The 12,929-nt window shown below is 45.6% G+C and carries 11 protein-coding genes and 1 pseudogene; 11 read left to right on the forward strand and 1 reads right to left on the reverse strand.

The genetic code is table 11. The features are described from left to right. Positions 1-6: 6 nt before the first annotated feature. Complete coding sequence (locus tag M1D65_RS05015; protein ID WP_003233404.1) at positions 7-915, reverse strand: RluA family pseudouridine synthase; 909 nt, start codon at positions 913-915, stop codon at positions 7-9. Positions 916-1,025: 110 nt separating this feature from the next. Between M1D65_RS05015 and M1D65_RS05020 the strand changes: the two genes are divergently transcribed. The 11 genes and pseudogenes from M1D65_RS05020 (at position 1,026) to pgcA (ending at position 12,900) form a co-directional block, all read left to right on the forward strand. Further along, positions 1,026-1,421 carry a YhcU family protein gene (locus M1D65_RS05020; protein WP_003233401.1) on the forward strand — a complete coding sequence of 132 codons (396 nt, stop codon included), beginning with the start codon at positions 1,026-1,028 and terminating at the stop codon, positions 1,419-1,421. A 136-nt stretch (positions 1,422-1,557) separates the two neighbouring features. Beyond that, positions 1,558-1,980 carry a CBS domain-containing protein gene (locus M1D65_RS05025; RefSeq protein WP_003245462.1) on the forward strand — a complete coding sequence of 141 codons (423 nt, stop codon included), beginning with the start codon at positions 1,558-1,560 and terminating at the stop codon, positions 1,978-1,980. A 127-nt stretch (positions 1,981-2,107) separates the two neighbouring features. After that, complete coding sequence (locus M1D65_RS05030; protein WP_033883027.1) at positions 2,108-2,770, forward strand: HAD family hydrolase; 663 nt, start codon at positions 2,108-2,110, stop codon at positions 2,768-2,770. 15 nt (positions 2,771-2,785) lie between these two features. After that, complete coding sequence (locus M1D65_RS05035; protein WP_032725279.1) at positions 2,786-4,327, forward strand: bifunctional GNAT family N-acetyltransferase/carbon-nitrogen hydrolase family protein; 1,542 nt, start codon at positions 2,786-2,788, stop codon at positions 4,325-4,327. 170 nt (positions 4,328-4,497) lie between these two features. Continuing rightward, positions 4,498-4,599, forward strand: a pseudogene (locus M1D65_RS05040) (AEC family transporter); the annotation flags it as partial. Positions 4,600-4,744: 145 nt separating this feature from the next. Next, positions 4,745-6,097: an aspartate aminotransferase family protein gene (locus M1D65_RS05045; protein ID WP_003233390.1), complete on the forward strand. Its 1,353-nt coding sequence runs from the start codon at positions 4,745-4,747 to the stop codon at positions 6,095-6,097. Between the two features lie 27 nt (positions 6,098-6,124). After that, entirely contained in the window at positions 6,125-6,703 is a 579-nt protein-coding gene (glpP, locus tag M1D65_RS05050) for a glycerol uptake operon antiterminator GlpP (RefSeq protein WP_276353903.1), read from the forward strand. A 178-nt stretch (positions 6,704-6,881) separates the two neighbouring features. Continuing rightward, positions 6,882-7,706: a glycerol uptake facilitator protein GlpF gene (glpF, locus tag M1D65_RS05055; protein WP_003233386.1), complete on the forward strand. Its 825-nt coding sequence runs from the start codon at positions 6,882-6,884 to the stop codon at positions 7,704-7,706. Positions 7,707-7,724: 18 nt separating this feature from the next. Beyond that, positions 7,725-9,215: a glycerol kinase GlpK gene (gene glpK, locus M1D65_RS05060; protein ID WP_003233384.1), complete on the forward strand. Its 1,491-nt coding sequence runs from the start codon at positions 7,725-7,727 to the stop codon at positions 9,213-9,215. Between the two features lie 140 nt (positions 9,216-9,355). After that, entirely contained in the window at positions 9,356-11,023 is a 1,668-nt protein-coding gene (gene glpD / locus M1D65_RS05065; RefSeq protein ID WP_128740148.1) for a glycerol-3-phosphate dehydrogenase, read from the forward strand. Between the two features lie 131 nt (positions 11,024-11,154). Then, complete coding sequence (gene pgcA / locus M1D65_RS05070; protein WP_032721227.1) at positions 11,155-12,900, forward strand: phosphoglucomutase; 1,746 nt, start codon at positions 11,155-11,157, stop codon at positions 12,898-12,900. The last annotated feature ends 29 nt before the right edge of the window (positions 12,901-12,929 follow it).

The raw sequence follows: 12,929 nt of genomic DNA on the forward strand, positions 1-12,929 counted from the left end.
TTTTCTTCATGAAAAATATGTGCGACAAAGGTTTTTCATATCAGCAGGGAAAGGGGCTTCAGCAACTATGAGCTCGTCTGTTATCGGGTGAACCGCTTGTACTTTATTGGCGTGCAGTGCCTGCCTGTTTAGCAGCTTGCTCCCGCCTCCGTAAAGCGAGTCTCCTGTCAACGGATGGCCGAGGCTCGCCAGATGAACACGGATTTGGTGTGTTCTGCCTGTTTCCAGCTCTAATTCAACGAGCGACAGCCGTTCTTTCGCATTGCTGGCCATTACCTTGAAATGAGTGACGGCTGTTTGCCCGCCTGGTGAAACCCGGCGTCTTGTCGGGTGTGATCGGTCTCTGCCGATTGGTGAATTAATTGTCCCTTTTTTCGTCCGTAGCTTACCTTCAGCGATGGCGGTATACGTACGCTTCAGCGTCTTTTTCTCTAACTGCTGGTCTAAGATGGCGTGTGCCAAACGATGCTTGGCAAAAACGATAGCGCCAGATGTATCCTGATCAAGACGATGGACGTGGCGCACCTTACATGTTTCGCCATTTATCTGATAATGATAAGCGATCAAATTAGCCAGTGTGCCGGTTTGCCCATCCTCATTCGGATGCGTCGCGATGCCAGCGGGTTTATTGACGATGAGCATATGATTGTCCTCATATAAAATATCAAGCTCGCCATACTCCGGAATGACCGAAGATGCTTCACTTTCCTGAAGATCAATGAACACGCGGTCTCCCTTTTTTACAATCATATTGTTTAAGACGGATTCGTGATTGACCTTTATCTGTTGATGGGACATCCAGTCTTGTATCACTGGTTTAGAAGCTTTGAGCGCTGTTTTGAGTACGGAAAACAGCCATTGGCCGTCCTGTTTTTCATTGATGAGGATCTCAAGCCCTCTGCCTTTTTGGTTCATGTTAAATGGCTCCTTTTCGAAGCGGAAGGCTGCTGTTTCTCATAGGAAACACTTACCTTAGCTTTCGCGTTTTTTTCTGTGCTATTCTTGAGTAAGACTTAGGATATTCGATGGCAAGAAAGGTGATTGACGTGAGAATTGTGAACGCAGCAACTGCAGAACAGGAGAGCTTTATCAAGGAGCTGTCTATGGAGCTGATCCATGATGTATTTCCTCTTTATTTCTCCGAACTGGACATTCAGCGCTTTAAAAAGAAAGGCGTTCTGTCTTTAAATAACCATTATTACCAAGGAACATTAAAAGAAGCATTTCAAATTATGGCTTGTCTGCAAATGATACATATTATCCTGACCAAGCCTTCGCCGCACTCTGATTTGAGTGATCAGGCGATTTTTGAAAAAAACAGCAAGATGCTGAATGATTTTGGGATTTATTTTCCGTTTGCTTTTTCTGACTTTCAAAAGAAGACTAACAAAGCCTTTTTCGGTCAAAGAAGGCTGATATAATCATGCGGCAAGGGCTTTTCTATTTTTAGAAAAGCTCTTTTTGTATCAGAGAAATCATATCATAAAACCTTTCCTCTAACTCCCTTTTTAAACGGCTCGTGTCTGAACATACTAATGATTGAAAGGGGTGCTGACAATGAGTTCAGTTAAAGATACAATGACAACGCAGGTGGCAACCGTTTCTCCGAATCAAACGATTCAGGAAGCGGCTTCTCTAATGAAACAGCATAACGTCGGGGCGATCCCCGTTGTAGAGCAAGGTGTTTTAAAAGGAATGCTGACTGACCGTGACATTGCATTAAGAACTACAGCTCAGGGCCGTGATGGCCAGACACCCGTTTCAGAAGTGATGTCAACAGAACTCGTATCAGGAAACCCTAATATGAGTCTGGAAGACGCGTCGCAGCTGATGGCCCAGCACCAAATCCGCCGCCTTCCTATTGTAGATCAAAACAATCTAGTCGGGATCGTTGCGCTTGGAGACCTGGCAGTCAATCAGATGTCGAACGAGTCTGCGGGATCAGCGCTGACAAACATTTCTCACCAAAACATTCATTAATAAGAAAGAGCTTGCAGTGTGCAGGCTCTTTCTTCACATAAAACCTTACTTTTTGAAAGCAGACTTGTTTCGGGGTATAGTTGAGTGTATACATATGTCTCAATTCGGACTAAAGGAGTTGTACCCAGTGATTAAAGCGTTAATTTTTGATTTTGACGGGCTTATTCTAGATACAGAAACACACGAATATGAGGTTCTTCAGGAAATATTTGAAGAGCACGGCTCAGTGCTGCCGCTATCTGTCTGGGGGAAGGTCATCGGAACTGCTGCGGGATTCCGGCCTTTTGACTATTTAGAAGAGCAGATCGGGAAAAAGCTGAACCATGAAGAGCTCACAAAATTGAGAAGAGAGCGGTTCGCCAAACGCATGGAAACAGAAAAAGCGAGACCTGGTGTCGAAGCGTATTTGAATGCGGCAAAGGATTTAGGCTTAAAAGTAGGCCTTGCCTCCAGCTCTGATTATAAATGGGTGTCCGGCCATTTGAAGCAAATCGGCCTGTTTGATGATTTTGAAGTTATTCAAACGGCTGATGATGTGGAAGAGGTGAAGCCGAATCCTGAACTCTATTTATTGGCGGCAAAGAACCTCGGGGTATCGCCAGCGGAATGTCTCGCGTTTGAGGATTCTGTCAATGGTTCGATTGCTGCGAAACGTGCAGGCATGAAGTGTGTCATTGTCCCGAATAAAGTAACGGGTACCTTGATGTTTGAAGACTATGATCACAGGCTTGAATCAATGGCGGAGATGGAGCTCGCCCTATTGCTTGATCATCTGAACTCACAAAACTAGAAAGGAGCGAGTAGGTTGTCTGAGAAATTAGATTTGACCCGGTTTGAAAAGAAAATGGTGATCCGCAATATCGAAGAGAAAGACATCGACAAGATTATCGATCTTCAAAAGGACTGCTTTCCAGGAATGGAGCCTTGGAAGCGGGAGCATTTAATCAGCCATTTGGAGCATTTTCCAGAAGGGCAGTTTTGTGCAGAATTCGAAGGTGAAATTATCGGTTCGTGCTCAAGTCTCCTGATTAACTTTGATGAATATGATGACCGTCATACATGGCAGGACATTACAGATGACGGTTATATCACCAACCATAATCCAGACGGCTTGAATATGTATGGAATTGAAGTCATGGTGGACCCGAAGTACAGACGAATGAAGATTGGCCACCGTTTGTACGAGGCGAGAAAGGACTTAGCCAGACGCTTAAACCTGAAAAGTATCATCATAGGCGGACGGATTCCAAACTATCACAAATATGCAGAGGAAATGACAGCGAGAGAGTATGTTGAACAGGTGACACGCCACCAAATTTACGATCCGGTTCTTTCTTTTCAGCTGATGAACGGCTTTACCCTTATGCGAATTAACCCGAACTATCTCCCGGATGATACAGCTTCGATCAAGTATGCGACGCTGATGGAATGGAATAATGTCGATTATCTACCTCAGCAGACAAAACGCTATTATAAATCGGCGTTCCCTGTTAGAATTTGTGTGATCCAATACGAAATGAAGAAAATTTATTCCTTTGAGGAATTTGCGAATCAAGTAGAATACTATGTCGATGTTGCTTCAGACGCAAGATCTGATTTTGCGGTGTTCCCGGAAATTTTCACAACCCAGCTGATGTCCTTCCTTGAGGAACGGTCACCGAGCTTGGCGGTGCAGAGAATTACCGAGTATACAGAAGATTACATCAGCCTGTTTACTGACTTGGCTGTGAAGTATAACGTCAACATTATCGGCGGATCTCATTTCGTCGAAGAGGAAGGCAAGATCTATAATATCGCTTACCTGTTCAGACGGGACGGAACGATCGAGAAGCAATACAAACTCCATATTACGCCGAATGAACGCAAATGGTGGGGGATCAGCGCAGGAGACCAGGTTCGCGTGTTTGATACGGACTGCGGGAAAATCGCGATCCAGATCTGTTATGACATTGAATTTCCTGAGCTTGCCCGGATTGCGGCTGATAAAGGAGCCAAAATCATCTTTACGCCATTTTGTACAGAAGACCGTCAAGGCTATCTGCGTGTCAGATACTGTTCGCAGGCTAGAGCGGTTGAAAATCAAATTTATACGGTTATCTCTGGAACGGTCGGAAACCTTCCGCAAACGGAAAACATGGATATCCAATACGCCCAGTCAGGCATCTTTGCCCCGTCTGATTTTGAATTCGCCCGAGACGGCATTGTCGGCGAAACAAACCCGAATATTGAAATGGTCGTCATCGGCGATGTTGACCTGGAAATTCTCAGAAGACAGCGCCAAAACGGTACAGTGCGCCAGCTAAAAGACAGACGGCGTGATATTTATCATATTCAATATAAAAAATAATCCCCAAAAAACCCGCCTGAATTGGCGGGTTTTTTAAAACAAAAGCGGAATTGTTTAGGTGCTTTCTTTAAAAAAAGTAAATTGTATAGTGGAGGAGCCTTATGGAGTTTCTGTATTTTCGCCATTTCCTATATCATACAGAAATCGGCTAGGCTTCCATTGCTATTGCAATGGCTGTCCAAGTTGTTTCGAGTGCGACCTTTATCAGTACGATCCTAAGCATTGTCACTTTGCCTGTTTTGCTTTGGAAGCTGCATCCTCTTTCTTCTTGAGAAAGGGGATGTTTTATTATTTACGCGGTTTATTGACTCTGACCCGGTCTGGCTTTATATTGAAGGCAGGGAAATCATCACCAAGACATCACATAAAGAGAAGGTCTGTTTCAATTGAATTGGCATTATAGGGAACGCTAATGAAATGGAGATGATGGGGATGGAAAACATTCAGCAAAATCAGGGATTAAAGCAAAAAGATGAGCAATTTGTGTGGCATGCCATGAAGGGAGCGCATCAAGCGGACAGCCTGATAGCCCAGAAGGCCGAGGGGGCCTGGGTAACCGACATAGACGGACGCCGCTATTTGGATGCGATGTCCGGTTTGTGGTGCGTCAACATTGGTTACGGCAGAAAGGAGCTTGCGGAGGCTGCCTATGAGCAACTAAAGGAGCTGCCTTACTACCCGTTAACGCAAAGTCACGCACCCGCAATTCAACTGGCGGAAAAGCTGAATGAATGGCTTGGCGGCGATTATGTTATTTTTTTTTCCAACAGCGGATCGGAAGCAAACGAAACTGCTTTTAAAATTGCCCGCCAGTACCATCTGCAAAACGGCGACCACAGCCGTTATAAATTCATCTCAAGATATCGGGCATACCACGGCAATACATTGGGAGCGCTCTCAGCTACCGGACAGGCGCAGCGGAAATATAAATACGAGCCTTTGAGCCAAGGATTTCTGCATGCAGCTCCGCCAGATATATACCGGAATCCTGATGATGCAGACACGCTTGAAAGCGCAAATGAAATCGACCGCATCATGACATGGGAATTAAGCGAAACGATTGCCGGGGTCATTATGGAGCCCATCATTACAGGCGGAGGCATCCTAATGCCGCCGGACGGATATATGAAAAAGGTGGAGGACATTTGCCGGCGCCACGGAGCCCTTTTGATTTGCGATGAAGTGATCTGCGGGTTTGGACGGACAGGCGAGCCGTTCGGGTTTATGCACTACGGTGTGAAGCCTGATATCATTACGATGGCAAAGGGAATCACAAGCGCGTATCTGCCATTGTCAGCGACTGCTGTGAAACGGGACATTTTCGAAGCGTATCAGGGGGAAGCTCCTTATGACCGTTTCCGCCACGTGAACACGTTCGGCGGAAGCCCGGCTGCCTGTGCCTTGGCGTTGAAAAACCTGCAAATTATGGAGGACGAACAGCTGATTCAGCGATCCCGCGATCTTGGAGCAAAGCTTTTAGGTGAGCTCCAAGCTCTGAGAGAACACCCGGCAGTCGGGGATGTTAGAGGAAAAGGGCTGCTGATCGGAATCGAACTCGTCAAAGATAAATTGACTAAAGAGCCGGCTGATGCAGCCAAAGTAAACCAAGTGGTTGCGGCGTGCAAAGAAAAAGGGCTGATCATCGGCAAAAACGGCGATACAGTCGCCGGCTACAACAATGTCATCCAGCTTGCGCCGCCATTTTGCCTGACAGAAGAGGACCTTTCCTTTATCGTGAAAACGGTGAAAGAAAGCTTTCAAACGATATAATATAAAAGTGATTTATTAAAGGAGCACATGATGAGTTTTCACAACCAGCCGATCTTACCGGCTATTCGCAATATGAAGCAATTTGATGAGTTTTTGAGCAGTTCGTTCTCTTACGGTGTTATTCTTGATATTCATCTCGGGCAGCTGAAGGGCGTGATCAAAGAAGCGCAAAAGCACGGAAAGAACATGATGGTGCACGTCGATCTCATTCAAGGGATTAAGCATGACGAATACGGTGCGGAATTTATATGTCAGGATATCAAGCCCGCTGGGATTATTTCCACAAGATCGAACGTGATTGCCAAAGCGAAGCAGAAGAAAATTTATGCCATTCAGCGCCTGTTTTTGCTTGATACAAGCGCGATGGAGAAAAGCATGGAGTTTATCGGCAAGCATAAGCCTGACTTCATCGAAGTGCTTCCCGGCATCGTTCCGTCACTCATTCAGGAAATAAAAGAGAAAACAGGGATTCCCATCTTTGCCGGGGGTTTCATCCGTAAGGAAGAGGATGTAGAGCAGGCATTGAAAGCGGGGGCTGTAGCTGTCACAACGTCTAATACCAAATTGTGGAAAAAATATGAAAACTTTTTGACGGAAAGTGATTGACACCGCTTTCATGCACTGATACAATTGCACTAGGTTAATACATTGTGATGGAGAACTCGGAGACCACAGCAGCTCTTTACGGCAAATGTTTATGCACCCGTAAAGCGGTTTGTTGTGGTTTTTTTATTCTCTTCTTCTCTATCATGCTTTTTAATCGTGACTTTAGGAGGAATGTGCTATGACAGCATTTTGGGGAGAAGTCATCGGTACGATGCTGCTTATCATTTTTGGTGCAGGTGTTTGTGCAGGTGTCAATTTAAAGAAATCGCTTTCATTCCAGTCTGGCTGGATTGTTGTTGTATTTGGATGGGGATTGGGTGTTGCCATGGCGGCATACGCGGTTGGCGGCATCAGCGGTGCCCATTTGAATCCGGCGCTAACGATAGCGCTTGCATTTGTAGGAGATTTTCCTTGGAAAGAGGTTCCGGTTTATATTGCGGCGCAAATGATCGGAGCGATCATCGGTGCGGTGATTATTTATCTGCATTACCTCCCGCACTGGAAGTCAACGGATGATCCCGCTGCCAAGCTGGGTGTTTTCTCAACAGGGCCCAGCATTCCGCATACATTTGCAAACGTTTTAAGCGAAGTGATTGGGACATTTGTCCTTGTACTTGGAATCTTGGCCATTGGGGCAAATCAATTTACAGAAGGACTTAATCCTTTAATCGTCGGTTTCCTCATTGTAGCAATCGGTATTTCTCTGGGAGGCACCACCGGCTATGCTATCAATCCTGCACGTGACTTAGGTCCGCGGATAGCCCACGCTTTTCTTCCGATTCCGGGGAAGGGCTCATCAAACTGGAAATACGCATGGGTTCCGGTAGTCGGCCCGATTTTAGGCGGATCATTCGGCGGCGTATTTTACAACGCTGCATTTAAAGGGCACATCACAAGCAGCTTCTGGATTGTAAGCGTTATATTGGTTGTGGTATTGTTAGGACTCTATGTTTATACGAAATCACATTCTGCTAAAACATTATCAAATTCTAAATATATTTAATCAAAGGGGAGACATCTTATGGAAACGTACATTTTATCCTTAGATCAGGGGACGACAAGTTCAAGAGCGATTCTGTTTAATAAAGAAGGCAAAATTGTCCACTCTGCTCAAAAGGAATTTACACAATACTTCCCGCATCCTGGCTGGGTTGAGCATAATGCCAATGAAATTTGGGGCTCTGTCCTTGCGGTTATCGCCTCAGTCATCTCTGAATCAGGAATCAGCGCTTCTCAAATTGCCGGCATCGGCATCACGAACCAGCGCGAGACGACGGTTGTGTGGGATAAAGATACAGGAAGTCCTGTCTATAATGCAATCGTTTGGCAGTCCAGACAGACGTCCGGCATTTGTGAGGAACTTCGTGAAAAAGGATATAATGATAAATTCAGAGAAAAAACTGGGCTTTTAATCGATCCATACTTCTCCGGCACGAAGGTGAAGTGGATTTTAGACAATGTGGAAGGCGCAAGAGAAAAAGCGGAAAAAGGCGAGCTGCTGTTTGGAACGATTGATACGTGGCTCATTTGGAAAATGTCAGGCGGAAAAGCGCATGTGACCGATTACTCCAATGCCTCAAGAACACTGATGTTTAATATTTACGATTTAAAATGGGACGATGAACTGCTCGACATTCTAGGCGTACCGAAATCCATGCTCCCTGAAGTGAAGCCGTCCTCTCATGTGTATGCGGAGACTGTTGATTATCACTTCTTCGGAAAAAATATCCCGATTGCTGGAGCGGCAGGCGACCAGCAGTCCGCATTGTTCGGCCAGGCATGCTTTGAAGAAGGCATGGGGAAAAACACTTACGGCACAGGATGTTTCATGCTGATGAATACCGGGGAAAAAGCAATTAAGTCCGAACATGGGCTTTTGACAACAATTGCTTGGGGCATTGACGGAAAAGTGAACTATGCGTTAGAAGGAAGCATTTTTGTCGCTGGCTCTGCCATCCAGTGGCTTAGAGACGGATTGAGAATGTTCCAGGACTCTTCGCTTAGCGAATCTTATGCAGAGAAAGTGGATTCAACTGACGGCGTATATGTCGTTCCGGCCTTTGTCGGACTGGGAACGCCTTACTGGGACAGCGATGTGCGCGGTTCGGTTTTCGGCCTGACAAGAGGGACAACAAAAGAGCACTTTATCCGTGCGACACTGGAGTCATTGGCTTATCAGACCAAAGATGTGCTTGACGCAATGGAAGCAGATTCAAACATTTCATTAAAGACGCTTCGTGTAGACGGAGGAGCTGTAAAAAACAATTTCCTAATGCAGTTCCAAGGAGACCTGTTGAATGTTCCTGTGGAGCGCCCGGAAATTAATGAAACGACTGCACTTGGCGCGGCTTATTTGGCAGGTATCGCTGTGGGATTCTGGAAGGACCGTTCTGAAATCGCGAACCAGTGGAATCTGGATAAACGGTTTGAACCTGAATTAGAAGAAGAAAAACGAAATGAGCTGTATAAAGGCTGGCAAAAAGCCGTAAAAGCAGCTATGGCTTTCAAATAAAGTAATACTATGGTATAATGATTACAAGTTAATAAGAACGGTCCTGAGATGAGGAGAGACCACAGCACCAAAGTGTAAGCATGCACTTTGGCTGTTGTGGTCTCTTTTTCTATTTACCGTGACAACAAGGAGGAAACGTAATGATGAAACATCAATTTTCAAGTCTTGAAAGAGATCGCATGCTGACAGACATGACGAAAAAAACATATGACCTATTTATTATCGGAGGAGGAATTACAGGAGCCGGAACAGCTCTTGACGCGGCATCAAGGGGAATGAAGGTCGCACTAAGCGAAATGCAGGACTTTGCGGCGGGAACATCAAGCCGATCAACGAAGCTGGTACATGGCGGCTTGCGCTATTTAAAACAATTTGAAGTGAAAATGGTCGCTGAGGTAGGAAAAGAGCGGGCGATTGTGTATGAAAACGGCCCGCATGTCACTACACCGGAATGGATGCTGCTTCCGTTTCATAAAGGCGGCACATTCGGTTCATTTACAACATCTATCGGGTTAAGAGTTTATGACTTCCTTGCAGGTGTGAAAAAGTCAGAACGAAGAAGCATGCTTTCAGCAAAAGAAACGCTGCAAAAAGAGCCTTTGGTGAAAAAAGACGGCTTAAAAGGCGGCGGGTACTATGTGGAATACCGCACTGACGATGCGAGACTGACCATCGAAGTCATGAAGGAAGCGGTGAAATTCGGGGCAGAGCCTGTGAATTACTCCAAAGTGAAGGAGCTTCTTTACGAAAAAGGCAAAGCCGTCGGCGTATTAATTGAAGATGTGCTGACAAAGAAAGAATATAAAGTGTATGCGAAAAAAATTGTCAATGCTACAGGCCCTTGGGTCGATCAGCTCAGAGAAAAAGACCATTCGAAAAACGGAAAGCATTTGCAGCATACAAAAGGCATTCACCTTGTATTTGACCAGTCTGTCTTTCCGCTGAAACAGGCTGTATATTTCGATACACCTGATGGCCGGATGGTATTTGCGATTCCTCGTGAAGGCAAAACATACGTGGGAACAACAGACACTGTTTACAAAGAGGCGCTGGAGCATCCGCGGATGACAACGGAGGATCGTGATTATGTCATCAAATCAATCAATTACATGTTCCCGGAACTGAATATTACTGTGAATGACATCGAATCCAGCTGGGCGGGGCTGCGTCCGCTGATTCATGAAGAAGGCAAAGATCCTTCTGAAATTTCACGGAAAGACGAGATTTGGACATCTGACTCAGGTCTGATCACCATTGCCGGCGGAAAACTGACTGGATACAGAAAAATGGCGGAGCACATCGTTGATCTTGTCCGTGATCGCTTAAAAGAAGAGGGCGAAAAGGATTTTGGACCATGTAAAACGAAAAACATGCCAATCTCTGGCGGGCACGTCGGCGGTTCGAAAAATCTTATGTCCTTCGTTACCGCGAAAACAAAAGAAGGAATTGCAGCTGGTTTATCAGAAAAAGACGCAAAACAGCTTGCGATCAGATACGGCTCTAACGTAGATCGCGTCTTTGACCGGGTAGAAGCGCTGAAAGATGAGGCCGCGAAACGCAACATTCCGGTTCATATTCTTGCTGAGGCAGAATACAGTATAGAAGAAGAGATGACTGCAACCCCTGCTGACTTCTTTGTCCGCAGAACGGGACGTTTATTTTTTGATATCAATTGGGTAAGAACATATAAAGATGCCGTTATTGATTTTATGAGCGAGCGATTCCAATGGGATGAGCAGGCGAAAAACAAACATACAGAAAACCTCAACAAGCTTTTACACGATGCGGTCGTACCGCTTGAGCAATAAATCATAACGGGCTGTCTGCAGCCCGTTATTTCTTTTTACGTGCCGAAAGGGCCAGATCTCAGGTTATCAAGTGACAGAGGCACCCGCTTCATATAAAATAATGGCATAAGCTGATACATAGGAGGACGAATATGACTTGGAGAAAGAGCTATGAACGCTGGAAACAGACAGAACATTTAGATCCGGAATTAAAAGAGCGCCTTATTGAATTAGAGGGGGATGAACAGGCCCTTGAGGACTGTTTCTATAAAGACCTTGAATTCGGTACCGGCGGAATGCGCGGGGAAATCGGCGCCGGGACAAATCGGATGAATATTTACACTGTGCGCAAAGCATCGGCCGGGTTTGCGGCATACATCTCGAAGCAAGGTGAGGAAGCGAAAAAACGGGGCGTTGTCATTGCTTATGATTCCCGCCATAAATCTCCGGAGTTCGCGATGGAAGCGGCAAAAACACTTGCGACACAAGGCATTCAAACATACGTGTTTGATGAGCTTCGCCCGACGCCAGAGCTGTCATTCGCTGTCAGACAGCTGAACGCTTATGGGGGAATTGTGGTAACGGCAAGCCATAACCCGCCTGAATATAACGGCTACAAAGTATACGGGGATGATGGCGGCCAGCTGCCTCCAAAGGAAGCGGACATCGTCATTGAGCAGGTAAACGCGATTGAAAATGAGCTGACGATCACAGTGGACGAAGAAAATAAGTTAAAAGAAAAAGGCTTAATCAAAATCATCGGTGAAGATATTGATAAAGTTTATACAGAAAAACTGACGTCGATTTCTGTACATCCTGAATTATCGGAAGAAGTAGATGTAAAGGTTGTTTTCACACCGTTGCATGGAACTGCAAATAAACCGGTCAGACGCGGACTTGAAGCACTCGGCTACAAAAATGTAACGGTTGTCAAAGAACAGGAACTGCCGGATTCAAACTTCTCCACTGTTACATCGCCGAACCCGGAAGAGCATGCGGCATTCGAATATGCCATTAAGCTTGGGGAGGAGCAGAATGCAGATATTCTCATCGCGACAGATCCTGATGCTGACCGCCTCGGCATCGCGGTGAAAAACGATCAAGGCAAATATACAGTGCTGACAGGAAACCAAACCGGAGCGCTGCTGCTTCATTACCTTCTTTCTGAAAAGAAAAAACAAGGCATCCTGCCTGATAATGGTGTTGTTCTCAAAACGATCGTCACAAGCGAAATCGGCCGTGCTGTAGCTTCTTCATTCGGCCTTGATACGATTGATACGCTGACAGGCTTTAAGTTTATCGGTGAAAAGATTAAGGAATACGAGGCATCAGGCCAGTATACCTTCCAATTCGGTTATGAAGAGAGCTACGGTTATTTAATCGGGGATTTTGCCCGCGATAAGGACGCCATTCAGGCTGCGCTTTTGGCAGTTGAAGTTTGCGCGTTCTATAAAAAACTGGGAATGTCTTTGTATGAGGCGCTCATCAATCTCTTTAACGAGTATGGTTTTTATCGTGAAGGGCTGAAATCCCTGACGCTGAAAGGCAAACAAGGAGCAGAGCAAATTGAAGCGATTCTTGCTTCCTTCAGACAAAATCCGCCGCAGAAAATGGCGGGCAAACAGGTTGTCACAGCAGAAGATTACGCTGTAAGCAAACGGACGCTTCTGACTGAAAACAAAGAAGAAGCTATCGACTTGCCAAAATCAAATGTACTGAAATACTTCCTGGAAGACGGGTCTTGGTTCTGTCTTCGTCCTTCTGGAACTGAGCCGAAGGTGAAATTTTATTTCGCCGTAAAAGGGTCATCTTTGGAAGACAGTGAAAAGCGACTTGCCGTCCTTTCTGAAGATGTAATGAAGACGGTTGATGAAATTGTTGAGTCGACGGCAAAATAATTCAAGTATGAGCTGGGTCATTGTAAATG

The organism is Bacillus sp. JZ39, from assembly GCF_053903145.1.